Annotated in this window: 20 protein-coding genes; 6 read left to right on the forward strand and 14 right to left on the reverse strand. The window is 66.2% G+C overall.

Annotation, left to right across the window (positions count from 1 at the left end; all coding sequences use genetic code 11):
* Positions 1–108 precede the first annotated feature (108 nt).
* The 6 genes from P4826_RS09345 to P4826_RS09370 all read left to right on the forward strand — a co-directional run bounded on the left by P4826_RS09345 (position 109) and on the right by P4826_RS09370 (position 7,280).
* A complete protein-coding gene (locus P4826_RS09345) occupies positions 109–1,191 on the forward strand; it encodes a cyclase family protein (protein WP_317703567.1) in 1,083 nt (360 codons plus the stop codon).
* Positions 1,192–1,202: 11 nt separating this feature from the next.
* A complete protein-coding gene (locus tag P4826_RS09350) occupies positions 1,203–2,918 on the forward strand; it encodes an AMP-binding protein (protein WP_317703568.1) in 1,716 nt (571 codons plus the stop codon).
* Positions 2,919–3,020: 102 nt separating this feature from the next.
* Positions 3,021–3,758 (forward strand): SDR family oxidoreductase, encoded by a 738-nt coding sequence (locus P4826_RS09355; RefSeq protein ID WP_317703569.1) that lies wholly within the window; start codon positions 3,021–3,023, stop codon positions 3,756–3,758.
* A gap of 67 nt (positions 3,759–3,825) precedes the next feature.
* The gene (locus P4826_RS09360) at positions 3,826–5,031 is read left to right on the forward strand and encodes an ABC transporter substrate-binding protein (RefSeq protein WP_317703570.1); all 1,206 of its coding nucleotides are present in this window, start codon (positions 3,826–3,828) and stop codon (positions 5,029–5,031) included.
* Positions 5,032–5,107: 76 nt separating this feature from the next.
* Entirely contained in the window at positions 5,108–6,070 is a 963-nt protein-coding gene (locus tag P4826_RS09365; RefSeq protein WP_317703571.1) for a tripartite tricarboxylate transporter substrate binding protein, read from the forward strand.
* Between the two features lie 4 nt (positions 6,071–6,074).
* Positions 6,075–7,280: an acyl-CoA dehydrogenase family protein gene (locus P4826_RS09370; protein WP_317703572.1), complete on the forward strand. Its 1,206-nt coding sequence runs from the start codon at positions 6,075–6,077 to the stop codon at positions 7,278–7,280.
* Positions 7,281–7,359: 79 nt separating this feature from the next.
* On the opposite strand, the gene ftsZ is transcribed toward P4826_RS09370, so the two are convergent.
* The 14 genes from ftsZ to rsmH all read right to left on the reverse strand — a co-directional run bounded on the left by ftsZ (position 7,360) and on the right by rsmH (position 24,532).
* Positions 7,360–8,592 carry a cell division protein FtsZ gene (ftsZ, locus tag P4826_RS09375; RefSeq protein WP_317703573.1) on the reverse strand — a complete coding sequence of 411 codons (1,233 nt, stop codon included), beginning with the start codon at positions 8,590–8,592 and terminating at the stop codon, positions 7,360–7,362.
* Positions 8,593–8,754: 162 nt separating this feature from the next.
* Complete coding sequence (ftsA, locus tag P4826_RS09380; RefSeq protein WP_317703574.1) at positions 8,755–9,984, reverse strand: cell division protein FtsA; 1,230 nt, start codon at positions 9,982–9,984, stop codon at positions 8,755–8,757.
* An 18-nt stretch (positions 9,985–10,002) separates the two neighbouring features.
* Positions 10,003–10,893 (reverse strand): cell division protein FtsQ/DivIB, encoded by an 891-nt coding sequence (locus P4826_RS09385; RefSeq protein WP_317703575.1) that lies wholly within the window; start codon positions 10,891–10,893, stop codon positions 10,003–10,005.
* Positions 10,890–11,888: a D-alanine--D-alanine ligase gene (locus P4826_RS09390; RefSeq protein ID WP_317703576.1), complete on the reverse strand. Its 999-nt coding sequence runs from the start codon at positions 11,886–11,888 to the stop codon at positions 10,890–10,892. Before P4826_RS09390 ends, P4826_RS09385 begins: the two co-directional genes overlap by 4 nt.
* Positions 11,885–13,318, reverse strand: a complete 1,434-nt coding sequence (gene murC / locus P4826_RS09395; protein WP_317703577.1) for a UDP-N-acetylmuramate--L-alanine ligase — start codon at positions 13,316–13,318, stop codon at positions 11,885–11,887. The genes P4826_RS09390 and murC overlap by 4 nt, the downstream gene beginning before the upstream one ends.
* Entirely contained in the window at positions 13,315–14,391 is a 1,077-nt protein-coding gene (gene murG, locus P4826_RS09400; protein ID WP_317703578.1) for an undecaprenyldiphospho-muramoylpentapeptide beta-N-acetylglucosaminyltransferase, read from the reverse strand. Before murG ends, murC begins: the two co-directional genes overlap by 4 nt.
* The gene (ftsW, locus tag P4826_RS09405) at positions 14,388–15,671 is read right to left on the reverse strand and encodes a putative lipid II flippase FtsW (protein WP_317703579.1); all 1,284 of its coding nucleotides are present in this window, start codon (positions 15,669–15,671) and stop codon (positions 14,388–14,390) included. The genes murG and ftsW overlap by 4 nt, the downstream gene beginning before the upstream one ends.
* Positions 15,668–17,479, reverse strand: a complete 1,812-nt coding sequence (murD, locus tag P4826_RS09410) for a UDP-N-acetylmuramoyl-L-alanine--D-glutamate ligase (RefSeq protein ID WP_317703580.1) — start codon at positions 17,477–17,479, stop codon at positions 15,668–15,670. Before murD ends, ftsW begins: the two co-directional genes overlap by 4 nt.
* Positions 17,476–18,654: a phospho-N-acetylmuramoyl-pentapeptide-transferase gene (gene mraY, locus P4826_RS09415; RefSeq protein ID WP_317703581.1), complete on the reverse strand. Its 1,179-nt coding sequence runs from the start codon at positions 18,652–18,654 to the stop codon at positions 17,476–17,478. The genes murD and mraY overlap by 4 nt, the downstream gene beginning before the upstream one ends.
* The gene (locus P4826_RS09420) at positions 18,645–20,042 is read right to left on the reverse strand and encodes a UDP-N-acetylmuramoyl-tripeptide--D-alanyl-D-alanine ligase (RefSeq protein ID WP_317703582.1); all 1,398 of its coding nucleotides are present in this window, start codon (positions 20,040–20,042) and stop codon (positions 18,645–18,647) included. The genes mraY and P4826_RS09420 overlap by 10 nt, the downstream gene beginning before the upstream one ends.
* Positions 20,039–21,544, reverse strand: a complete 1,506-nt coding sequence (locus P4826_RS09425; RefSeq protein WP_317703583.1) for a UDP-N-acetylmuramoyl-L-alanyl-D-glutamate--2,6-diaminopimelate ligase — start codon at positions 21,542–21,544, stop codon at positions 20,039–20,041. Before P4826_RS09425 ends, P4826_RS09420 begins: the two co-directional genes overlap by 4 nt.
* Positions 21,541–23,289 (reverse strand): peptidoglycan D,D-transpeptidase FtsI family protein, encoded by a 1,749-nt coding sequence (locus tag P4826_RS09430; protein WP_317703584.1) that lies wholly within the window; start codon positions 23,287–23,289, stop codon positions 21,541–21,543. Before P4826_RS09430 ends, P4826_RS09425 begins: the two co-directional genes overlap by 4 nt.
* Positions 23,286–23,603 carry a cell division protein FtsL gene (gene ftsL / locus P4826_RS09435; RefSeq protein WP_317703585.1) on the reverse strand — a complete coding sequence of 106 codons (318 nt, stop codon included), beginning with the start codon at positions 23,601–23,603 and terminating at the stop codon, positions 23,286–23,288. The genes P4826_RS09430 and ftsL overlap by 4 nt, the downstream gene beginning before the upstream one ends.
* Positions 23,600–24,532 (reverse strand): 16S rRNA (cytosine(1402)-N(4))-methyltransferase RsmH, encoded by a 933-nt coding sequence (rsmH, locus tag P4826_RS09440; protein WP_317703586.1) that lies wholly within the window; start codon positions 24,530–24,532, stop codon positions 23,600–23,602. Before rsmH ends, ftsL begins: the two co-directional genes overlap by 4 nt.
* Positions 24,533–24,534 lie beyond the last annotated feature (2 nt).

A 24,534-nucleotide genomic window follows, 5' to 3' on the forward strand; every position in this document is an offset into this window, starting at 1 on the left:
CCGGCCCATAGTGCATTGTCCCGGCCCATAGTGCATTGGTCAGCCCCGTTGTCCCCGGGGCGTCAATACAGCTTCAGAAAACATGGCACCCGTCAGCAGGAGTATGAGATGAGCACTTACCGGCCCGTACACACCCCCCACATACCACCCGTCGTTGACGATGGGAAAGCGCCCCGCTGGACACGGCGCCCCCCGCAGTCGAACTGGGGAGACTTTGGCCCGGAAGATCAATATGGCCGCCTGAACTACCTGGACGCGGAAAAGGTGAAGCAAGCCGCGCAAGAAATCCAGACCGGGCAGCGTTTCTGTCTGAGCCTACCGTTGAACCTGCCCGGCGGCAATGCCCTCAATCCACGCCGCCACCCCCCCGTCATCAAGCCCTCCATGCGCCCGCTGGGCCCCGGAATGAATTTTGCGTTGTCACAAGAAAACCCAAACTACACCGACGTGGTAAGTGACGACTACGCACAAATTTACCTGCAGTACTCGACCCAATGGGATGCTCTGTCGCATGTCGGCAGCCATTTCGATATCAATAGCGACGGCATCGACGAACTGGTCTATTACAACGGCTTTCAGGCGGGCATCGACATTCTGGCGCCCAAGGACTTGCCCGGCATGGATGGCCAGTCACGTGCCAAGGCGCTGGGCGTGGAGCGCCTGGCCGAGCAGGCCATCCAGGGCCGCGGGGTATTGGTCAATCTGCGCAAGCATTTTGGTGATGGTCACACCCTGGTCACCGGCAAGATGCTCAAGCAGGTACTGGAGCGTGACGGCATTGAGATCAGTAAGGGTGACATCGTGGCGCTGTACACCGGCTTTTCCGAGCTGCTCATAGCCTGCAACGGGCAGCCCCGCGCCGACATGGCCGAGACTGTCTGCGCGGTACTCGACGGCCGCGACCCGGAGCTGCAGCAATGGATCATCGACAGCCACATCGCTTGCCTGGTGGCAGACAACTATGGCATCGAAGCCGTTCCCGGCCGCCCCATGGACGGTTCCTGCGCCTTCCTGCCTCTGCATGAACTGTGCCTGTTCAAGCTGGGCATGCCGTTTGGGGAGTTGTGGTACCTACACGAGCTGGCGCGATGGCTTGAAAATAAAGGGCGCTACCGTTTCATGCTTACCGCTCCCGCCTTGCGCTTGCCCGGCGCGGTGGGATCTCCAGTGACGCCGGTCGCCACGGTATGAGGATGGCATCCATGACCAAGAGCGCAGCAACAACCCCCATGGCTACGCGCCCCGCCACCCTGAGCGGCATGCTGGCCTCGGCCCCCGGCGATGCGATTGCACTGACCTTTGAAGGTCAAACGCTTACCTACGACGAGTTGCGCGATCAGGTGGCGCACATGGCCAGTGGCCTGCGCCAACAAGGGTTGCAAGCCGGCGACGTGTTGGGTATCTGGCTGCCCAACACACCACGTTGGCTGATCCTGCACCTGGCCTGCGCCTCACTGGGCGTGGCCAGCCTCAGCCTGAATCTCAAACTCGGAGTGAAGGAGCTTGTCAGCTTCATAGACCGCTCCCAATGCAAAGCCTTGGCGTTTGACCGCGACATCGTGAACGCGCACGCACCAGTCAATGATGCACAAGCTGCGCACAACGCTGCCTTTTTGGCTGGTAACAGCCTGGCGCAGGTGTGGCAACAACATGCTGGCTCGTTACGCTGGTTGGTTGATGCGACGGTGAACACGGCGGCTGTTAATGCTCCTGGTTGGCCGGCATTGGCCGAGCAGATTCCCAGTGTCACGCACTGCACGCCCATGTGGGCCGCTTGGACATCCTTGGAGACAACACCCGTTGCTACGGTAGCGGACGATTCGGCAACTCTTGCACAAAGGCCCTGCATCATCCTGTCATCGTCCGGGACAACCAGCATGCCCAAGCTGATTGTTCACAGCCAGTCCAATGTCGCCCTGCATGCGCAGGATGCAGCGCCTGCCTTCGGGGCCGATGCCAGTTGCAGCACCTTGCTGGCGTTGCCCATATGCGGCGCCTTTGGCTACACCGCGGCGATGATGACGCTGGCAGCCGGTGCCACGCTGGTGCTGCATGAAGTCTTCCAGCCCGCGCAGGCAGCGGTCACCCTGCAGCAACTCGCCATCACACACATGTTCGGTACCAACGACATGGTGGACAAAATGATCGCCCCTCTGACCGCAGGCTGGCAGCCCAAAGCTCTGCGATTTTTCGGCCATGCCAACTTCGTGCCTGGTCTCGATGAGCTGCCCGCACAAGCCCAGCGCCTGGGCATACCCATGGTGGGTTGCTTTGGTATGAGCGAAATCCTGGCGCTGTTCGCCCACCAGGATCCGGCCGCCCCCCTGGAACGCCGTGCCCAGGCTGGCGGTATTCCCGTCACAGCCACAGCCCAGGTGCGCGCCCGCCTGGTTGAGACAGGTGAGCTGGCTGCCCCTATGGAGCCGGGGGAGCTGGAATTTCGCGGACCCTACATGATGCAGGGCTACCTGGGCAACGCCGAGGCCACAGCCAAGGCATTCACTGACGACGGTTTTCTGCGCTCTGGCGATCTGGGTTATGTCAATGGCGATGGCGGATTCACCCATGTCTCGCGCCTGGGCGATGTGCTGCGCATCGGGGGTTTTTTGGTTGACCCTGCGGAGATTGAAGAGGCCGTGCTCAGCGCCAGTGGTGCCAATGCCTGCCAAGTGGTTGCAGTAAATGCGGCAGGCAGTTCACGGCCGGTAGCGTTTGTCGTTCTTGATACGGGCAGTGCCATTGACGAAGACGCCATCAAGACCCAACTGCAGCAACAGATAGCGCGCTACAAGGTGCCGATTCGCATCCTCACCGTAGAGAGCTTTCCCTACACCATGGGACCCAACGGCATGAAGGTGAAACGCAATGAGTTGCGGGATCTCGCACAGACACTGCTTGCACAGGAGGCTTCAAAGTGAAGCCGAGTTGGATCCTTTGCCAACACCCTGTGTCATGCCCGGCAGCTCTGTGCCTTCAGTGTGCAGACCTATTGGCGCCCCGGATTAGCTGAAAGGCATGGCATGACGACCACCAACGCCAACCAGCGCATTCTCATCACGGGCGCCAGCCGTGGCATTGGCCGAGCCGCCATGCGCTATCTTGCCCATGCGGGCTACCAGGTCGTAGGCTTGGCACGCCACGCACCTAGTGATGCCCAGTCAGGCGAGTGCTTTGTGCAGTGCGATCTGGCGGATCTGGAGTCCGCACGTCGGATAGTCGAAAGCCTGGCCCGGGAGGGAGCTTTCTATGGGCTGGTCAACAACGCTGCCATTGCCCACACCACGAGCATCGCCGACACACGCATAGCCGACATGAACCAGGCCATGACCTTGAACGTGAATGCAGCACTGGTCTGCCTGCAGGCCTTGATGCCCGGCATGCAGCAGGCGGGCATCGGCCGGGTGGTGAATATCTCTTCACGTGCCGCGTTGGGCAAACCAAATCGCACGGCATATAGCGCAACCAAGGCAGCCCTGATTGGCATGAGCCGCACCTGGGCACTAGAGCTGGCGCCGCACAACATCACGGTCAACGTGATCGCCCCCGGACCAGTAGCTACGGAGCTGTTCAAACAAGCCAGCCCTCCAGACGCTGAGCAAACCCGCGCCCTGCTGGCTGCAGTGCCGCTGCAACGTGTATCGGAGCCGGAAGAAATCGCCCATGCCATCGGTTTTTTGCTGCATCCACTCAGTGGATATATGACCGGACAGACCTTGCATATCGACGGTGGCCTGACCATCAGCACCACCAGGCTGTAAGGCCCGAAAGCGCACCCAATCCTCTCGCGACAGCCATTCATTACAACCCACCAAAGGAGACGACATCATGTTTATCAAACACCATTGCGCACTGGCCATTGCAACACTGCTGTGCACGGCCGTACAGGCCCAAGGCAATCAACCCGTGCGCATCGGCCTGATCGTCGATCAGTCCAGCGTCTACTCCGCCGCGACGGGCAAGGGCAGCATCACCGGTGCCCAGATGGCGATCGAAGAACATGGTGGCAAGGTGCTCGGGCGCCCCATTGAGCTACTGAACTTCGATCACCAAAGCAAGGCCGACTCCGCCGCATCGAAAGCCAGGGAGTGGTATGACAACGGCATCGATGCCATCCACGAGGCGAGCGGCTCTGCCGCGGCACTGGCGGTGCTGACCGTAGCCAAAGAAAAGAACAAGGTGCTGGTGATGAGCGGCCCAGCCAGCGACCGCATCACGGGTGACATGTGCGCACCCACCGTCGCGCATTGGGCCTACAACTCCTATGCGCTGGCGAACACCGTTGGCAAGGCGGCGGCCGAGCGTTTTGGCAAGAACTGGTTCTTTATTGCCGCCGATTACTCTGGCGGCCAGGATGTGGTCAAGGCCACGACCCAGGCCATCGCCACCGTCGGCGGCAAGGTCATAGGCGAGGCCAAACACCCGCTGAACGCATCCGATTTTTCCTCAGCCGTAGTGCAGGCGCAGTCCACTAAAGCCGACGTCATTGGTTTGGCCAATTTCGGCAATGATCTAGTGAACTCCATCAAGGCAGCGCGCGAGTTCGGCATCAAACCCGACGGCAAACAAAAACTGGCCAGCCTGCTGATGTACATCACCGATGTGCACTCGCTGGGCCTCAAGACCGCGCAAGGCATGCTGCTGTCAGAAGCGTTCTACTGGGACATGAACGATGAGACCAGGGCGTTTGCCAAGAAATTCTTTTCCAAGATGAACGCCATGCCCAACATGAGCCAGATGGGGGTGTATTCCTCGGTCAAGCATTACCTCAAAGCCATGGAGGCTGCCGGCTCCACTGACTCCAACGCGGTGATGACCAAGATGCAAGAAATGCCGATCAATGACGTTTTCGTCAAGAACGGAAAACTGCGCTCCGATGGAATGATGGTGCATGACATGTATCTCTTCCAGGTCAAGTCTCCAGCGGAGTCCAAGTATGCATGGGATTACTACAAGGTTCTGGGCTCGGTACCTGCCGACAAGGCCTTCATTCCATTGAGTGAATCTGCCTGTCCGTTGGTGAAAAAAAACTGACCCTTCGCAACCTGCCGGCTGGCACCGACAGCGCTTGATGCACCCGTTCCTCCCTGAACACAGGAGACAAACATCCATGCAGCCTTCTAAACTCAAACACACAGCCACCCTGGCGTGCATCTCTGCCTTGGCGGTACCGGCTTTCGCGGCCGAGGACTACCCCAAGAGCCCCATCACACTCGTCGTAGGTTACGGTGCCGGTGGCAGCACAGACGTCTGCAATCGTGTGTTAGCGCTGGACGTTGGCAAGCAGTTGGGCCAGCCTGTGGTGGTTGATAACAAACCAGGAGCTGGCTCCTCCCTGTCGATCAGCTTCATCATTCGACAGCGACCAGACGGCTACAGCATCGCATCACTATCCACGGGCGCCGTACTCAACCAGGTGCTTTCGCCGAATATCAAGTACGACGTCACGAAAGACCTCACCCCCATCGCCATGGTCGCCCAATATCAGGTGGGTGTCTTGGTTCGCGCAGATTCACCATATAAAACTATGGCCGACCTGATCGGCGCGTCCCAAAGTGCCAAGAAGCAACTGACCTACAGCACGGCAGGTATAGGAACACCGCAACATCTGACAGCAGAGCGGCTCGCGCAAAAGATCGCTGCGCAATGGGTGCATGCACCGTATAAGAGCGGCCCGGAAGCGATTACCGCGCTCATACGCGGCGACGTCGATTTCATGGCACAGACCGCTGAATGGGTGCCATATGTGCGCGACGGGCGCCTGCGCCTGCTGTCTGTGTTTACCGACGAACGCATCAAGGGCTTTGATGCGCCGACCCTCAAAGAATTGGGTTACGACCTTGTTGCTCCCAGCATCCTGGGTATCGCTGGCCCGGCGAAGATGGATGCCGCCATCGTCAAGAAATTGCAAGACGCGTTTCACAAGGCGAGCCAGACGGCTGAATTTCAAAGCTGTGCCGACCAGTTCGGCCTGAAGCCCGACTTCAAGGACGCCTCGACCTTTGGAGTCTTCTTGAAAGACACCCTAAGCAGTTGGACACCACTGCTCAAACAATTTGCCAACAAGGAATGAGTCGATGAGCGCTCAACACCCCCACAGCTCAACCTGGCTGGAGTGGCCATTTTTCGACGATAGTCACCGCCAACTCGCCGTGGAACTGGACACCTGGTGCCAGCAACACTTGCAGCACATTGACGAAGCCAATCTGCACACTGCATGCCGTGATTTGGTCTTCGCACTCGGACAAGGTGGCTGGCTGCGGTACAGCGTCATTGCGGGCGACAAAGGTCAATTTGGCGGCCAGGCTGCCGAACTAGACTCCCGCAGCCTGTGCATCATCCGGGAAACCCTGGCGCGTCACCATGCCCTGGCGGACTTCGCGTTCGCCATGCAAGGGCTGGGCAGTGGATCCATCTCCCTGGCTGGCAATGACGGGCAAAAGGCAGCCTACCTACCCGCAGTTGCCAAGGGCGCGAAAATCGGCGCCTTCGCGTTGTCTGAACCCGACGCCGGATCGGACGTGGCGGCACTGTCGTGCAAGGCCGAGGCCGATGGCGACAACTATGTCCTAAATGGCCGCAAGACCTGGGTTTCCAACGGGGGGCTTGCGGATTTTTACTGCGTGTTTGCGCGCACCGATGCCAATGCAGGTTCACGCGGCATTTCTGCCTTCATAGTAGAGGCTGACACACCGGGACTTAAGGTAGAGGAAACGATCAACGTCATGTCACCCCATCCACTGGCCACGCTTCTATTCGAGAACTGCAGAGTTCCACAGAGTTGCATGCTGGGCGCCCCAAACCAGGGATTCAAGCTGGCCATGCGATCGCTGGATATTTTCCGATCCTCGGTCGCAGCCGCAGCCATTGGTTTTGCACGCCAGGCCTTGCAGGAGGGCTTGCAACACGCCACGCAGCGCAAGATGTTTGGCCAGACGCTAGCCGACTTCCAACTCACCCAGGCGGCGTTCGGAGACATGGCCACCGCCATAGACCAAAGCGCTTTACTCACCTACCGAGCAGCCTGGGTGCGGGATGTGCAAAAGCGTCCCGCCACCGCAGAGACGGCAATGGCCAAGATGGCGGCCACTGAATCTGCTCAACAGGTGATAGACCGCACACTGCAAATGTTCGGTGGCAAGGGCGTGACAGTAGGCAACCCGCTGGAGCGGCTGTATAGAGACATACGCTCACTGCGGATCTATGAAGGCGCGACGGAAGTGCAAAAGCTCATCATCAGCCGGGAGTTGTTGAAAGCCTTTGCACCCCAGCCCAAGGCCTGAGCTTCGAAGCTACTGCCCAACAAAAAACCGGTGCCATGCACCGGTTTTTTTGAGTCTCAGACGCAGGTGCGTCTTGCGGTCAATCCGCCTGCTTGCGCAGAAAAGCCGGGATCTCCAGCTCGTCCATGCCGCCCGAGGACAGCGCATCCACGCGCGCCGTGGCAGCCGTGCGGTTGGTGCGCCAGACGCTAGGCACCTGCATGTTGCCGTATTCGGCCTGGACCGCTGCGCCGCCGAGCACGCCGCCGGGCACGCCCAGGGCGGCGCCGGCCATGGGCATCTGGTAGGCCACGTTGTCGGTGCCGGTGCGCAAGGAGCCCTGCACCACCTGCATGGTCTGGCGGCGCGCGTTGGCGCGCGACAGGCCGGTGGCGACCACGGTGACGCGGATATCGTCGCCCAGGCTGTCGTCATACGCGGCGCCGAAGATGACATGCGCATCGGGCGAGGCGTAGGCGTTGATGGTGTTCATCGCCAGGCGCGATTCGGACAGCTTCAGGCTGCCCTTGCTGGCCGTCACCAGCACCAGCACGCCCTTGGCGCCAGACAGGTCTATGCCCTCCAGCAGCGGGCAGGCCACGGCCTGCTCGGCGGCGATGCGGGCGCGATCCGGGCCGTTGGCGGTGGCCGTGCCCATCATGGCCTTGCCGGGCTCACCCATCACGGTGCGCACGTCTTCAAAGTCCACGTTGACCTGGCCGTACTCGTTGATGATTTCGGCGATGCCGCCGACGGCGTTCTTCAGCACATCGTTGGCGTGGGCAAAGGCCTCGTCCTGGGTGATGTCGTCGCCCAGCACGTCGAGCAGCTTTTCGTTCAGCACCACGATCAGCGAATCGACGTTCGCCTCCAGTTCGGCCAGGCCTTCGTCGGCATTCTTCATGCGGCGGCCACCCTCCCAGTCGAAGGGCTTGGTGACCACGCCGACGGTGAGAATGCCCATCTCCTTGGCCACCTTGGCGATCACCGGCGCCGCGCCCGTGCCGGTTCCGCCGCCCATGCCGGCGGTGATGAACAGCATGTGCGCGCCGGCAATCGCCTGGCGGATATCTTCCTCGGCGGCCTCGGCGGCCTCGCGTGCCTTCTCGGGCTTGCTGCCCGCGCCCAGGCCGTTGGTGCCCAGCTGGATGGTGCGGTGCGCGGTGCTGCGCGTCAGCGCCTGTGCATCCGTGTTGGCGCTGATGAACTCCACGCCCTGCACGTTGCGCGAGATCATGTGCTGCACGGCGTTGCCGCCGCCGCCGCCGACACCGATCACCTTGATCTGCGTGCCCTGGTTGAACTCTTCGGACTCGATCATTTCGATGGTCATGATGCTGCTCCTGTAACTACGTTGTGATGTGCAATTGCCAAAAATCGATACTTGTTGTTGTGACGCGTGATGCCGTCAGGGGGCGGGGCCGTACTTCGCCATCGGCCCCGCTTTCGACGCGGCGGCCCGGCGCGGGCCAGCCAAAGCAATGCGGCCGTCATGTCAGAAGTTCCCCACGATGAAGTCCTTGAAGCGGCCAAACGCCGTCTTCACCGAGCCGCTCTTGGCCGCCACCTTGAAGCCGCGCAGGCGCGCCAGGCGCGCTTCTTCCAACAGGCCCATGACGGTGGCCGCGCGCGGCTGGGCAATCATGTCGGCCAGCGAGCTGGAATACTTCGGCAGGCCGCGGCGCACGGGCTTCAAAAAGATGTCCTCGCCCAGCTCCACCATGCCGGGCATGACGCAGCTGCCGCCGGTGAGCACGATGCCCGACGACAGCACTTCCTCGTAGCCCGACTCGCGTATCACCTGCTGCACCAGCGAGAAAATCTCCTCCACGCGCGGCTCGATGACGCCGGCCAGCGCCTGCTTGCTGAGCATGCGCGGGCTGCGGTCGCCCAGGCCCGGCACCTCCACCTGGGCCTCGGGGTCGGCCAGCAGCTGCTTGGCAAAGCCGCTCTCCACCTTGATGTCCTCGGCGTCCTTGGTCGGTGTGCGCAGCGCCATGGCGATGTCGCTGGTGATCAGGTCGCCAGCAATCGGCAGCACGGCCGTGTGGCGAATGGCGCCGCCGGTGAAGATGGCCACGTCGGTGGTGCCGGCGCCGATATCGACCACGGCCACGCCCAGCTCGCGTTCATCATCGGTCAGCACGGCCTGGCTGCTGGCCAGGGGGTTGAGCATCAGCTGCTCGACCTCCAGGCCGCAGCGGCGCACGCATTTGATGATGTTCTCGGCCGCGCTCTGCGCGCCGGTGACGATGTGGATCTTGGCCTCCAGGCGCATGCCGCTCATGCCGATGGGCTCGCGCACGTCCTGGCCGTCGATGATGAACTCCTGCGGCTCGACCAGCAGCAGGCGCTGGTCGCTGGAGATGTTGATGGCCTTGGCCGTCTCGACCACGCGCGCCACGTCGGCCGGCGTGACCTCCTTGTCCTTCACCGCCACCATGCCGCTGGAGTTGAGCCCGCGGATATGGCTGCCGGTGATGCCGGTGTAGACGCGCTGGATCTTGCAGTCGGCCATCAGCTCGGCCTCCTTCAGCGCCTGCTGGATGCTCTGCACCGTGGCGTCGATGTTCACCACCACGCCGCGCTTCAAGCCATTGGAAGGCGCCACACCAAGACCGGCGAGCTTGAGCTCGCCACCGGGCAACACCTCGGCCACCACGGCCATGACCTTGGCGGTGCCGATGTCCAGCCCCACGACCACGTCTTTGTACTCTCTTGCCATAGTTCTTTCGTCCTGCCCTCAGTTGTTCTTTGCCGCCGCACGCGCCTTGGCCTCTGCCCGCTGCGCCGCTTGCGCGGCACGCGCCGCCGCTGCCGCCGCACGCTCGGCCGCGCGCTGCGCGGCAACACGCTGCGCCTCGTTGGCCACCGTGGTCACGCCGCGCAGGCGCAGCGCGTAACCACCGTCGTGGCGCAGGTCGGCGTATTCCAGAGCCTCCACACCGCGCCCCTGCTGCTGCGCCACGCCGGCCAGCGTGCCGGCCAGGCGACGCACGCGCTCCAGCACCTCATCGGGCTTGCCGCCGCCCAGCTGCAGCACGGCGCCGCTGGCCAGCAGCACGCGCCAGCCGCTGTTGCCGGTGAGCTCCAGCGTCTCCAGGCCGGCTCCCAGCGGCGCCAGCAGCGGCGCCAGGCGCCGCGCCATGTCCAGCATTTCGGCCGCGCGCTCGGGCGTCGCTGCCAGCAGGCGCGGCAGGCCGTCCTCTTCCACCTCGTCGGCATCGGCCTCGAAGACCTGGCCCTGGCTGTTGACCAGCGTGGCGCTGCCCTCGGCGCCCCAGTAGGCGGCCACGTCATGCTCCTGCAGATGCACGCGCAGGCCGCTGGGGAATTCGCGCCGCACCTGGGCGCTTTGCACCCAGGGCACCTGCTCGAAGGCGCGGCGCGCAGCCTCCAGATCGACGGTGAAGAAGTTGCCCTTGAGTTGCGGCGCCACGTTGGCGCGCAGGCTCATGGCGCTGGTGTGCGCCACATCGCCCTCGACGGCGATATGCGCTATGGAAAACGCTGGCTGGCGCAGCAGCCAGGCCCCGCCCGCCGCCAGCACGCCGGCGGCGCAGCCCAGGAACATGACCGTGGCGGTCATGTTCATGAGCTTGACGTCCAGCGGTACGGGCAGCGTGGCGTTCATGCGTGCTCCTGGGCTCCCGGCGCGCCAGCACGGCCCTGCAGCGCATCCAGCGAGGCGCTGGCCAGAATGCGCAGGCACAGGTCGGGATAGCTGATGCCGCTGGCCTTGGCCGACATGGGCACCAGCGAATGGCCGGTCATGCCGGGCGAGGTGTTGATCTCCAGCAGGAAGGGCTTGCGGTCGCCCTTGCGGATCATGATGTCGGCGCGCGCCCAGCCACGGCAACCCAGAGTGCGGTAGGCCTGCACCACGATGCGCTGGATCTCGCGCTCCTCGGCCTCGCTCAATCCGCTGGGGCAGTGGTATTGCGTGACGTCGGTGAAGTACTTGTTCTGGTAGTCGTAGTTGCCATCGGGGGCCACGATGCGGATCACCGGCAGCGCGCGCGCGGCGTCGCCCTGGCCCAGCACCGGGCAGGTGGTTTCGTCGCCGTCTATGAACTGCTCGCACAGCACCTCGGGGTCATGCTGGGCGGCCAGCAGATAGGCCTGCTCGCACTGGCCGAGGGACGTGACCTTGGTCAGGCCAATGGTCGAGCCCTCGCGCGAGGGCTTGACGATCATGGGCGCACCCAGCTCGGCAAAGGCCTGTGCCGTCTCGGCACTGCTGGCCACCAGGCGCCAGTCGGGCGTGGGCAGACCCTCGAAGCGCCAGATGCGCTTGGTCATGATCTTGTCCATGGCAATGGCCGAGGCCATGACGCCGGGGCCGGTGTAGGGAATGCCCAGGAGCTCCAGCGCGCCCTGCACCGTGCCGTCCTCGCCGTGGCGGCCATGCAGGGCGATGAAGCAGCGGTTGTAGCCGTGGGTTTTCAGCTCGGACAGGTCGGCATGCGCCGGATCGAAGGCATGGGCATCGACACCGCGCGCGCGCAGCGCCTGCAGCACGCCACCGCCGGACATCAGCGAGACCTCGCGCTCGGCCGAGGTGCCGCCCATGAGCACCGCGACCTTGCCCAGCGCGGGCGGGTTGATCTCCAAGTTTTTTTGGCTCATTGCGCCCGTCCTTCCTGCGCTGACAGCTCGCTTTTTTGTAGTAATTCAACGATCTTCGCGGGTACGCCGCCGATCGAGCCCGCGCCCATGCACAGCACCACGTCGCCATCCCTGGCGGCGCTGGCGATGCGCTGGGGCAGATCGGCGATGTCGTCGATGAACACCGGCTCCACGCTGCCGGCCACGCGCAGCGCGCGCGCCAGGGCGCGGCCGTCGGCGGCGACGATGGGCGCCTCGCCGGCGGCATAGACCTCGGTCAGCAGCACGGCGTCGGCGCCACCCAGCACCTTGACGAAGTCCTCGAAGCAGTCGCGCGTGCGGCTGTAGCGGTGCGGCTGGAAGGCCAGCACCAGGCGCCGGCCCGGGTAGGCGCCGCGCGCGGCGGCCATGGTGGCGGCCATCTCCACGGGATGGTGGCCATAGTCCTCGATGAGGGTGAAGCGCCCGCCGTCCTGGGTGCGCTGCTCGCCATGGCTTTGAAAGCGCCGGCCCACGCCGGTGAAGCCGGCCAGGGCGCGCAGCACGGCCTCGTCGGGCACGTTGAGTTCGGTGGCCACGGCGATCGTCGCCAGGGCGTTGAGCACGTTGTGCTCGCCGGGCAGGTTCAGCTCTACCTGCAGGTCGGGCAGCGTGACGCCGTTGCGCCGCAGCACGGTGAATTGCATCTGCGTGCCCACGGCGCGCACGTCGACGGCGCGCACCTCGGCATCCTCGGCCAGGCCGTAGCTGGTCACCGGACAGGTCACGCGCGGCAGGATGTCGCGTATGGCCGGGTTGTCCACGCACAGGATGGCCGTGCCGTAGAACGGCATGCGGTGAAGAAAGTCCACGAAGGCCTGCTTGAGCCGGCCAAAGTCATGGCCATAGGTCTCCATATGGTCGGCATCGATGTTGGTGACGACCGCCATCACCGGCAGCAGGTTCAGGAACGAGGCGTCGGATTCATCCGCCTCGACCACGATGTACTCGCCCCCGCCCAGCTTGGCATTCGTGCCGGCGCTGTTCAGGCGCCCGCCGATGACGAAGGTGGGATCGAGCCCGCCCTCGGCCAGCACGCTGGCCACCAGGCTGGTGGTGGTGGTCTTGCCATGGGCGCCGGCAATGGCGATGCCGCGGCGCAGGCGCATCAGCTCGGCCAGCATCACGGCGCGCGGCACGATGGGGATCTTGCGCTCGCGCGCGGCCAGCACCTCGGGGTTGTCCTGCTGCACCGCCGTGGAGGTAACCACGGCGTCCGCGCCCGCGATATGCGCGGCCGCGTGGCCCACATGGGTGGCCACGCCCAGCGTGCGCAGGCGCGCCAGCGTGGCGCTGTCGGCCAGATCCGAGCCCGACACCTTGTAGCCCAGGTTGTGCAGCACCTCGGCAATGCCGCACATGCCCGAGCCGCCGATGCCGACGAAGTGGATGTGATGAATGGCGTGTTTCATGCCAACTCCTCGCAGGCGGACACCACCTCGCGGGTGGCCTGGGTTTTTTGCATGTTTTTTGCCTTCAGCGCCCGCTCCAAAAGCGCGGAACGCTCCATATTTAATAGCATATCAGCCAAGCCGCGCGGCGTCAGGTCGGCCTGCTGCACCAGCCAGCCGCCGCCCGCATCGACGAGAAAGCGGGCGTTCGTGCTCTGGTGGTCGTCCACCGCATGCGGAAACGGCACGAACACCGCGGCCGCGCCCACGGCCGCGATCTCGGTGACGGTGCTGGCGCCGGCGCGGCAGACGATGACGTCGGCCTCGGCGAACGCCGCGGCCGTGTCGTCGATGAAGGGCGTCAGCTCGGCCTGCACGCCGGCGGCCTGGTAATTGGCGCGCAGCTGCTCGATCTGCCCTCCATTCACACCTTGGCCGCTCTGGTGTATGACCTGGGGGCGCTGCGCCTCGGGCAGCAGCGCCAGCGCCTGGGGCACGATGTCGTTGAGCGCGCGCGCGCCCAGGCTGCCGCCCACCACCAGCAGTTTGAGTGGCCCGGTGCGGCCGGCAAAGCGCTCGGCCGGGCCGGCCTGCCGCGTGAAGGCCGCGCGCAGCGGGTTGCCCACCCAGTGGCCTTTTTTGAACACGCCGGGGAAGGCCGTGAAGATGCGATCCGCCATGCTGGCCAGCACCCGGTTGGCCATGCCGGCCACCGAGTTCTGCTCGTGCAGCAGCAGCGGTTTGCCCGCCGCCACGGCCATCACGCCGCCGGGGAAGGTGACATAGCCGCCCATGCCGATGACGACATCGGGCCGCACGCGCCGCACCACGGCCAGCGCCTGCCAGAAGGCGCGCAGCAAATTCAGCGGCAGCAGTGCCAGCGTGATCACGCCCTTGCCGCGCACGCCGGAAAAGTCGATGGTCTCCAGCGGCAGGCCATGCTGCGGCACGATGCGCGATTCCATGCTGCCGGGCGTACCCAGCCAGTGCACGCGCCAGCCCCGTGCCGTGAGCTCCTCGGCCACGGCCAGGCCGGGGAAGATATGGCCGCCGGTGCCGCCGGCCATGATGAGGGCGGTCTTGGGGCTGCTCATACCCTGCCACCTCGCATCAAGAGTTTGTTCTCATAGTCAACACGCAAAACAACGGCAATGGCCACCAGGTTCATCAGAATGGCCGATCCGCCAAAGCTCATCAAAGGCAGCGTCAGCCCCTTGGTGGGCAACGCGCCCAGGTTCACGCCCATGTTGATGAAGGCCTGAAAGCCCATCCACACGCCCACGCCCTGGGCCACCAGGCCCGAGAACACGCGGTCCAGCGCGATGGCCTGGCGGCCGATCTGCATGATGCGGCGCGTGAGCCACAGGAACAGCAGGATGAGCACCAGCACGCCCACCAGGCCGAACTCCTCGCCGATCACCGCCAGCAGGAAGTCGGTGTGCGCCTCGGGCAGCCAGTGCAGCTTTTCCACGCTGCCCCCCAGGCCCACGCCGAAGATCTCGCCGCGCCCGATGGCGATCAGCGAATGTGACAGCTGGTAGCCCTTGCCCAGCGCATGCGCCTCGCTGAATGGATCCAGGTAGGCAAAGATGCGCTCGCGCCGCCAGGGGCTGGTCATGACCATCATGGCAAACGCCGCCACCAGCACGGCGGCGATCAGGAAGAACATGCGCGCGTTCACCCCGCCCAGAAACAAAATGCCCATGGCGATCACGGCGATCACCATGAAGGCGCCCATGTCGGGCTCGGCCAGCAGCAGCGCGCCCACCACGCCCACGGCCACGACCATGGGCAGCACGGCGCGAAAGAACCGCTCCTTGACCTCCATCTTGCGCACCATGTAGTCGGCGGCGTAGATCAGCACGGCGAACTTGGCGAGCTCCGACGGCTGGAAGTTCATGATGCCCAGGGACAGCCAGCGCCGCGCGCCATTGACCACCACGCCCACATGCGGGATCAGCACCGCGATCAGCAGCAGGATGGAGACTACGAAGAGCCAGGGCGCCATGCGCTCCCAGGTGTTCATGGACACCTGGAAGGCCAGCAGCGCGCCGACAAAGCCCACACCGATGGCGATCGCATGGCGCAGCACGAAATGGTGGGGCGCGATGTTGCCAAAGCGTGGGTTGTCCGGCATGGCAATCGAGGCCGAATACACCATCACCACGCTGAAGGCCAGCAGCAGCACCACCACCCAGCACAGCGCCTGGTCAAAACCCAGCACATGCGCCGGCGTGGCCGTGGTGCGGCGGTATTCGGTGCCGCCCACGCGCACCGGCAGCACGTCGGCGGACTCTGGCGGGCGCGCACCCGCCAGCGCGCGCAGGCGCTGCCACAGGCCGGGGCCGGCATTGGGACGTGCGGCGGCGCTCATGCCAGACCTCCATCCAGGCTCTGGCCCGCATCTTCGGCCAGGGCGTGCACCGCATCCACGAACACGCGCGCGCGGTGGGCGTAGTTGTCGAACATGTCCAGGCTGGCGCAGGCCGGCGACAGCAGCACGGCGTCGCCCGCATGGGCGCGCTGGCTGGCCAGCTGCACGGCCTCGGGCAGGGTGGCGGCATCCAGCAGCGGCACACCGCTGCCAGCCAAAGCGGCGCGGATCTGCGGCGCGTCACGCCCTATCAGCAGCACCGCACGCGCATAGCGCGCAATCGGCGCGGCCAGCGGCGAGAAGTCCTGGCCCTTGCCGTCGCCGCCCAGGATGACCACCAGGCGCCTGTCCGCGCCCAGGCCGGTGAGGGCGGCCACGGTGGCGCCGACGTTGGTGCCCTTGCTGTCGTCGAAGTACTCCACCTCGCGCAGCATGCCGACAGGCTCGACGCGGTGCGGCTCGCCGCGGTATTCGCGCAGGGCGTAGAGCATGGGCGCCAGCGGGCAGCCTGCGGCCTGGGCCAGGGCCAGCGCGGCCAGGGCGTTGCAGGCGTTGTGGCGGCCGCGTATGCGCAGGGCGTCGGCGGGCATCAGGCGCTGGACGTAGAGCTCGGCCTCCTGGGCATTGCGGCCGCGCCTGGCGGTCTCGTCAGCCTCATGCGCGCGCACCAGCCAGGCCATGCCGCTGACCACCTCGATGCCGAAGTCGCCGGGGCGCTGCGGCATGTCGGCGCCAAAGGTCACATGGGCGCGCGGCTGGGGCTTTTGCAGCTTGACGCGCACCGGCGGCGGCAGCATGGCCATGACGGCGGCGTCCTCGCGGTTGAGCACCATCAGCGCGCTGTTGCCAAAGATGCGCGCCTTGGCCTCGGCGTAGGCCTGCAGGCTGCCATGCCAGTCCAGGTGGTCCTGGCTGATGTTGAGCACGGCGGCGGCCGTGGGCTCGAAACCCTGCACGCCATCCAGTTGAAAGCTCGACAGCTCCAGCACCCAGACCTCAGGCAGATCGGCCGCGTCCAGGCGCTGGCCCAGGGTGTCGAGCAGCGTCGGGCCGATATTGCCGGCCACGGCCACGCTCTTGCCCGCCTGCTGCACCAGCAGGGTGGTCAGCGATGTCACCGTCGTCTTGCCGTTGGTGCCGGTGACGGCGAGCACGGCCGGCGCATAGCCATGGCTGGCGCGCAGTTCGCGCAGCGCCATGGCATACAGGTCCAATTCGCCTGCAACTCTTATCTGGCAAGCGCCAGCAGCTACTGTAACGGGAGCAATATCAGCCGGACTCAGGCCCGGCGAGCGGTACACGGCATGCAACGCGCGGCCCTCGACCAGGCTAGCGGCCAAGGGCCCGGCGATGAACTCCACCTGGGGCAGCTCGGCCTGCAGCAGGGCGAGTTGCGGCGGGGCTTCGCGCGTGTCGGCCACGATGACCTGGGCACCGCAGCGCACACACCAGCGCGCCATGGCCAGGCCGGAGGCGCCCAGGCCCAGCACCAGCACGCGCTGGTCGGCCAGCGGCGCCAGGCCCTCGCCGGGGCGGGTGGTGGGTGCGGCGGCGGGTAGTTCTGCAGCCGCGGCGGGCTCGGTCTCGGCCACGGGCGCGGCGGCCTCGGGTTCGTCGGCGGCGCCCACGTCGGCAAAGATGCGCGCGACGAACTCCCGGGCCTGCTCGGCGGCAGAAACGGGCGGCGCCTGCCAGTCGAGAGCGGGCGCGGCCGCCGGGGCCGGTGCAGCAACCGGCGCGGCGCCTGGCGCGGCTTCGGGCATGGAGGCCTCGGCCGGCAGCAGGGGATCGTGGTGCTCTGGGTTCATCGCAGTTTCAGCGTGGACAGGCCCATCAGGCACAGCAGCATGGTGATGATCCAGAAGCGCACGACGACCTGCGTCTCCTTCCAGCCGCTCTTTTCGAAATGGTGGTGCAGCGGCGCCATCTTCAGCAGGCGCCGGCCCTCGCCGTAGCGGCGCTTGGTGAACTTGAACCAGCTCACCTGCAGCATCACCGACAGCGCCTCGACGACGAAGATGCCGCCCATGATGGCCAGCACGATCTCCTGGCGCACGATGACGGCGATGGTGCCCAGGGCGCCACCCAGCGCCAGCGCGCCCACGTCGCCCATGAACACCTGGGCCGGATGGGCGTTGAACCACAGAAAGGCCAGGCCGGCACCGGCCATGGCGGCGCAGAAGATCAGCAGTTCGCCCGAGCCGGCGATGTAGGGAAACAGCAGGTACTTGGCAAAGCCGGCATTGCCCGTCACATAGGCAAAGATGCCCAGCGACGCGCCCACCATGATCACCGGCATGATGGCCAGGCCGTCCAGGCCATCGGTCAGGTTCACGGCGTTGCTCGCGCCCACGATCACCAGGTAGGTCAGGATCACGAAGCCCAGCACGCCCAGCGGGTAGCTGACCTCCTTGAAGAAGGGCACCAGCAGGCCGGCCTGCGGCGGCAGATCGAGCGTAAAGCCCGACTTGATCCAGGCGACAAACAGCTCGAACACGCGTGCGTTCGAGTTCTCGGAGATGCAGAACACCAGGTACAGCGCTGCGGCCAGGCCGATCACCGATTGCCAGAGGTATTTCTCGCGCGAGCGCATGCCCTCGGGATCCTTGTTCACCACCTTGCGCCAGTCGTCGGCCCAGCCGATTGCGCCAAAGCCCAGCGTGACGATGAGCACGATCCAGACAAAGCGGTTGGACAGGTCGAACCACAGCAGCGTGGAGATGGCGATGCACAGCAGGATCAGCACCCCGCCCATGGTGGGCGTGCCGCTCTTGGACAGGTGCGACTGCATGGCGTAGCCGCGGATAGGCTGGCCGATCTTCAGCGCCGTGAGTATGCGTATCACCTTGGGGCCGGCCGCCAGGCCGATGAGCAGCGCCGTCAGCGCCGCCATCACCGCACGGAAGGTGATGTACTGGAACACGCGCAGAAAGCCGAAGTCCGGCGACAGGCCTTGCAGCCATTGCGACAGGATCAGGAGCATGCGCCCTCCATGGCCTGCACCACCTGTTCCATCTTCATGAAGCGCGACCCCTTCACCAGCACGCTGCCCACGCCGGGCAGGGCCTCCTGCACCGCTGCCAGCAGCGATGCCATGTCCTCGAAATGCCGCGCCGCCGGCCCGCAGGCCTGGGCGGCATGGACGCTCAAGGCGCCCAAGGCAAACAGCTGCTCTATGCCGCTTTGGTGCGCATGCGCGCCGGCCTCGGCATGGAACTGCGGCCCCTGGTTGCCCACCTCGCCCATGTCGCCCAGCACCAGCAGGCGCGGGCCGGGCAGATCGGCCAGCACGGCTATGGCGGCGCGCACCGAGTCGGGGTTGGCGTTGTAGCTGTCGTCCACCACGGTAATGGCCCGGCCCTGGCAATGCAGGGCCAGCGCGCGCGAGCGGCCCTTGACCGGCTCGAACGCCGCCAGGCCGGCGGCAATGGCGGCCAGCGGCACGCCCGCGGCCACGGCGCAGGCAGTGGCCGCCATGGCGTTGGTGACGTTGTGCAAGCCGGCGATATGCAGGCGCGTGTCGAATGCGCCCAGGGGCGTGGCAATGCGCACGGTCCAGGCGCCCTCGTTCCACTGCGCGGTCTCGCAGCGCACATCGCCCTGCGCGCCAAAGCACAGGCAGCAGCGCTCACCCGCCAGCGCGCGCCACAGCGGCGTGTACTCGTCGCCGGCCGGAAACACCGCCACACCGTCCTGCGCCAGGGCGCTGATGACGCTGCCGTTCTCGCGCGCCACCGCGTCCACCGTGTGCATGAATTCCAGATGCTCGCGCTGGGCGTTGTTCACCAGGGCCACGCTGGGGCGGGTGATGTCGGCCAGGTAGGCGATCTCGCCCGGGTGGTTCATGCCCAGCTCGACCACCGCCGCCTGATGCGTGGCGGCGAGGCGCAGCAGCGTCAGCGGCAGGCCCACGTCGTTGTTGAAGTTGCCCTGCGTGGCCAGGGCCGCATCGCCCTTGTAGGCGCGCAGCACGGCGGCCAGCATCTGCGTGACGGTGGTCTTGCCGTTGCTGCCGGTCACGGCTATCAGCGGCAGATCAAACTGAGCGCGCCAGCCGGCCGCCAGCGCGCCCAGGGCCGCCAGGGTGTCGGGCACCTCGATGCCGGGCAGGCCCGCCGCCTGCAACCCGCCATGGGCAATGGCGGCGGCGGCGCCGGCCGCGCCGGCCTGGGGCAGAAAGGTGTTGGCGTCGAAACGCTCGCCCTTCAGGGCCACGAACAGGTCGCCGGCCTGCAGCGTGCGGGTGTCGGTGTGCACGCGCGCCAGCGGCGTGGCGCCGTCGCCCACCAGGCCCGCGGCCGGGATGCGGGCGCGCAGCAGCTCGAAGGCCTGCTGCAGCGTCATCATGGGGGGGTGGTTGGTGTGGCTCATGCCACGGCTCCTCGACGCGCCAGCGCGTCACGCGCCTGCGCCATGTCGGAGAACGGCTGGCGCTGGCCGGCCGTCTCCTGGTAATCCTCGTGACCCTTGCCGGCGATCAGCACCACGTCGTTGGCGCCGGCCTCGGCCACGGCCCGGGCTATGGCTGCGGCACGGTCACCTTCTGCGCCCACATGGGTGGAGGCAATCATGCCCTGCAGGATCTGGTGAATGATGGCGCGCGGCTCCTCGCCACGCGGGTTGTCGCTGGTGACGATGACGCGGTCGGCCTCGCGCTGCGCCACGGCGCCCATCAGCGGGCGCTTGGTGGCGTCGCGGTTGCCGCCACAGCCGAACACGCACCACAGCCGGCCACCGCGCTGCGCCGCCATGGGACGCAGCGCCGTCAGCGCCTGGTGCAGCGCGTCCGGCGTGTGGGCATAGTCCACGGCAACCAGGGGTTGGCCGGCAAAGGCCAGCTGCTGCATGCGCCCCGGCACGGGTGCCAGGCGCGCGCAGGCGGCCAGGGCCTGCGCCAAAGGCACGCCCAGCGCGCGCATGCAGGCGATCACGCCCAGCACGTTCGACACGTTGTACAGGCCGATCAGCTGGGTCTGCAGCGGCAGCGCCTGCCCGCCCTCGACCACGGCGAAGGCCAGGCCCGCGCCGCGATGCACGATGTCCTGTGCGGCCAGCCGCGCCGGACCCTGGATGGACACGCTCCACAGGTCCAGCGCGCGGCCCTGCAGCTCGGCATGCAGGGCGGCGCCCTGGGCGTCGTCGATGTTGATGACGGCAGCGCGCAGCCCCGGCCAGTCGAACAGCACGCGCTTGGCCTGCCAGTAGGCGGCCATGTCGTGGTGGTAGTCCAGGTGGTCCTGGGTGAAGTTGGTGAACAGCGCCACGCGCACCTGCGTTCCATCCAGCCGGTGTTCGGCCAGACCTATGGACGAGGCTTCGATGGCGCAGGCCGAGAGCCCCGCATCGGCAAACTGCGCAAACGCACGCTGCAGGCGCACGGGGTCGGGCGTGGTCATGCCGGTGCTGTTCAGCTCCGGCGGCACACCAATACCCAAAGTACCTACCAAGGCGCACCCATCAAGCGCAGGCAGCTCTTGTGCTGATAGTTGATTGAGCGCATCTGCCAGCCACCAGGCGGTGCTGGTCTTGCCATTGGTGCCGGTCACGGCCAGCACCTGCAGGCGCTCGCTGGGCCGGCCAAACCATTCGGCGGCGATCAGGCCGGTGGCGGCCTTGAGGCCCGGCAGCGCCGCGACATGCACACCGGCCAGGGCGAAGGCCTCCACCCCCTGCTGCTCCACCAGGCAGGCGACGGCGCCGCGCGCCAGGGCGTCGGCCACATGGGCGCGGCCGTCGGTGGCGGCGCCGGGCCAGGCGATGAAGGCGTCGCCACTCTGGATCAGGCGGCTGTCGGTCTGCAAGGTTCCGGTGACGCGCGCGCGCAGCCAGGCAACAGCCTCGGCTACGGATGCCAGGGGGCGCGGCCGGCTCACAGCGACTCCTCCACGGCGTTGGTGACGATCAGCGGCTGCACGGCCATGTCGGGCGCCACGCTCATCATGCGCAGCGTCTGCTGCACCACCTCGCTGAACACCGGGGCGGCCACGGCACCGCCGTAGATCACGCCGTTGCTCGGCTCGTCGATCATCACGGCGACGATGATGCGCGGCTTGTCCACCGGCGCCAGGCCGGTGAACCAGGCGCGGTACTTGCCCGTGGCATAGCTCTTGCCCACCTGCTTACGCGCCGTGCCCGACTTGCCACCCACCGAGTAACCCACGGTCTGCGCCTTCTGGCCCGTGCCGCCGGGGCCGGCGGCCATCTGCAGCATCTTGCGCACCTGGTTCGCCGTGCGCTCGGAGAACACCGGCACGCCCACGGCGGGCTCATCGGTCTTGAGCATGGTGGCCGGGATGACCTTGCCGCCATTGGCGAACACGGTGTAGGAGCGCGCCATCTGGAACAGGCTGGCCGACAGGCCATAGCCGTAGGACATGGTGGCCTGCTCGATGGGGCGCCAGCTCTTGTAGGGGCGCAGCCGCCCGCTGACCGCACCGGGGAAGGCGATCTGCGGCTTCTGCCCGAAGCCGACGGCGGAGAAGGTCTCCCACATCTCGCGCGCCGGCATCTGCATGGCGATTTTTGTCGTACCCACGTTGCTCGACTTCTGCACCACGCCCTCGACGGTCAACGCACCGTAGCTGTGCGTGTCGCTGATGGTGGAGCCGGTAATGGTCAGTCGCCCGGGGCTGGTGTCGATCACGGTCTCGGGCCGCACGCGGCCGCTGTTGAGCGCCAGGCCTATGGTGATGGGCTTCATGGTCGAGCCGGGCTCGAAGGTGTCGGTGATGGCGCGGTTGCGCAGCTGCTCGCCGGTCAGCCTGCCGCGGCTGCCGGGGTCGTAGCTGGGGTAGTTGGCCAGGGCCAGCACCTCGCCAGTATGGGCGTCCAGCACGACCACGCTGCCGGCCTTGGCCTTGTGCTCGGCCACGGTGTCGCGCAGCTTCTGGTATGCGAAGAACTGCACCTTGCTGTCGATGGACAGCTGCATGTCGCGCCCATCGACGGGCGGCACCTCGGCGCCCACGCCCTCGACCACACGGCCCAGGCGGTCCTTGATCACGCGGCGCGAACCGGGCTTGCCGGCCAGCTCCTTGTCAAACGCCAGCTCCATGCCCTCCTGGCCATGGTCTTCCACGTTGGTGAAGCCGACCACATGGGCGGCCGCCTCGCCCTCGGGGTACTGGCGCTTGTATTCCTTGCGCTGGTAGATGCCCTTGATGCCCAGGGCCTGGATCTGCTGGCCCACATCCCAGTCGAGCTGGCGCTTGATCCAGACGAAGGTCTTGTCTTCATCCGCCAGCTTGGCCATGAGTGCCGGCAGGGGCATGCCCATCAGGCGCGCCAGCTGCTTGAGTTTGGGCTTCACCTCCGGGTTGTCGGTCTCCACGTCCTCGGGAATGGCCCAGATGCTGGCCGCCGGCACGCTGGACGCGAGGATCAGGCCGTTGCGGTCCAGAATGCGGCCACGGTTGGCCGGCAGCTCCAGCGTGCGTGCAAAGCGCACCTCGCCCTGGCGCTGGAAGAAGGCGTTGCCGAACACCTGCACATAGGCCGCGCGCCCGATCAGGGCCAGAAAGCCCAGGGCCACCAGGGCCACGATGAACTGGCTGCGCCACAGCGGCGTCTTGCTGGCCAGCAAGGGGCTGGAGGTGTAGTTGACGCTGCGCCGGCTCATCGCCTGCCCCCTGCTGCCGCGGGTGCGGCCAGTGGCGCGGCAACGGGCTTGCCGTCGGCCGTCACGTAGTGGGTGATGGCCGGCGTGGCCGTGCGCATGTGCAGCTTGTCGCGCGCCAGGCGCTCCACGCGCAGCGGCGTGGCCTGGGCACGCTTTTCCACCTGCAGGCGCTGGTGCTCGGTTTCCAGGCGGCGCGATTCGGCCACCGCGCGGTCGAGCTCGGTGTACAGCCGGCGTGACTGGTACTGCGTGTGCACCAGATACATGGCGCTGGCCATCACCGCCAGCAGCAGCACCAGGCTGATACGGGTCATCCTGGCACCTCCGTGCGCTCGGCCACGCGCATCACGGCGCTGCGCGCACGCGGGTTGGCGGCCACCTCGGCGGCGCCCGGCTTGATGCGGGCGACGGCCTTCAGGCGCATGGGCTGGGGCGCGGCGAACGGCGCGCGGCGGTCGAACACCTCTTTCGAATGCTGGGCGATGAACTGCTTGACGATGCGATCTTCCAGCGAGTGAAAACTGATCACCACCAGGCGGCCGCCCGGTGCCAGCACGCGCAGGCTGGCCCCTAGCGCGCGCTGCAGCTCCTCAAGCTCGGCGTTGATGAAAATCCGGAGCGCCTGAAATGTGCGCGTCGCAGGGTTCTGGCCCGGCTCGCGGGTCTTGACCGCGCCAGCCACGATGTCGGCCAGCTCGGCAGTGCTGCCAATGGGGCCGCGCTGCGTGCGCCAAGCAACAATCGCCTTTGCAATGGGGCCAGCAAACCGTTCTTCGCCGTAGTCACGTATCACCTCCGCAATCTGTGCCACCTCGGCATCTGCCAGCCAATCGGCCACGCTCTGGCCGCGCGTGGTGTCCATGCGCATGTCCAGCGGGCCGTCGAATCGAAAACTGAAACCGCGCCCGGGGTCGTCGATCTGCGGCGAGCTCACGCCCAGGTCCAGCAACACACCGGCCACGCTGGCCGCAGGCAGCTCGCCCAGCAGCGAAAAGCCCTGGTGCCGAATGGCAAAGCGCGCATCCTCGATGCGCGCCGCTTCCTGGATGGCTGCCGGGTCCTTGTCGAAGGCCAGCAGCCGCCCCGCAGCGCCCAGCCGCTGCAATATGAGCCGCGAATGCCCTCCGCGGCCAAAGGTGCCGTCGACGAAGCAGCCCGCCGGCGCGGCGTCACCGCCGCCGCCCAGCAGGGCATTGACCGCCTCGTCGAGCAAGACCGTGGTGTGTTGCAGGGGCTGGTTCACAC

Source organism: Diaphorobacter limosus (assembly GCF_033100095.1).
Lineage (GTDB): Bacteria > Pseudomonadota > Gammaproteobacteria > Burkholderiales > Burkholderiaceae_C > Alicycliphilus > Alicycliphilus limosus.

Bases quoted from the DNA above. Each gene is read 5' to 3' on its own strand.
- ftsW (WP_317703579.1), bottom strand. From the start codon at position 15,671: ATGAGCGCCGCCGCACGTCCCAATGCCGGCCCCGGCCTGTGGCAGCGC.
- murG (WP_317703578.1), bottom strand. From the start codon at position 14,391: ATGAGCAGCCCCAAGACCGCCCTCATCATGGCCGGCGGCACCGGCGGC.
- P4826_RS09355 (WP_317703569.1), top strand. From the start codon at position 3,021: ATGACGACCACCAACGCCAACCAGCGCATTCTCATCACGGGCGCCAGC.
- P4826_RS09345 (WP_317703567.1), top strand. From the start codon at position 109: ATGAGCACTTACCGGCCCGTACACACCCCCCACATACCACCCGTCGTT.
- P4826_RS09390 (WP_317703576.1), bottom strand. From the start codon at position 11,888: ATGAGCCAAAAAAACTTGGAGATCAACCCGCCCGCGCTGGGCAAGGTC.
- P4826_RS09350 (WP_317703568.1), top strand. From the start codon at position 1,203: ATGACCAAGAGCGCAGCAACAACCCCCATGGCTACGCGCCCCGCCACC.
- P4826_RS09370 (WP_317703572.1), top strand. From the start codon at position 6,075: ATGAGCGCTCAACACCCCCACAGCTCAACCTGGCTGGAGTGGCCATTT.
- murC (WP_317703577.1), bottom strand. From the start codon at position 13,318: ATGAAACACGCCATTCATCACATCCACTTCGTCGGCATCGGCGGCTCG.
- mraY (WP_317703581.1), bottom strand. From the start codon at position 18,654: ATGCTCCTGATCCTGTCGCAATGGCTGCAAGGCCTGTCGCCGGACTTC.
- P4826_RS09420 (WP_317703582.1), bottom strand. From the start codon at position 20,042: ATGAGCCACACCAACCACCCCCCCATGATGACGCTGCAGCAGGCCTTC.
- murD (WP_317703580.1), bottom strand. From the start codon at position 17,479: ATGAACCCAGAGCACCACGATCCCCTGCTGCCGGCCGAGGCCTCCATG.
- ftsZ (WP_317703573.1), bottom strand. From the start codon at position 8,592: ATGACCATCGAAATGATCGAGTCCGAAGAGTTCAACCAGGGCACGCAG.
- P4826_RS09430 (WP_317703584.1), bottom strand. From the start codon at position 23,289: ATGAGCCGGCGCAGCGTCAACTACACCTCCAGCCCCTTGCTGGCCAGC.
- P4826_RS09365 (WP_317703571.1), top strand. From the start codon at position 5,108: ATGCAGCCTTCTAAACTCAAACACACAGCCACCCTGGCGTGCATCTCT.
- ftsL (WP_317703585.1), bottom strand. From the start codon at position 23,603: ATGACCCGTATCAGCCTGGTGCTGCTGCTGGCGGTGATGGCCAGCGCC.
- ftsA (WP_317703574.1), bottom strand. From the start codon at position 9,984: ATGGCAAGAGAGTACAAAGACGTGGTCGTGGGGCTGGACATCGGCACC.
- P4826_RS09385 (WP_317703575.1), bottom strand. From the start codon at position 10,893: ATGAACGCCACGCTGCCCGTACCGCTGGACGTCAAGCTCATGAACATG.
- P4826_RS09360 (WP_317703570.1), top strand. From the start codon at position 3,826: ATGTTTATCAAACACCATTGCGCACTGGCCATTGCAACACTGCTGTGC.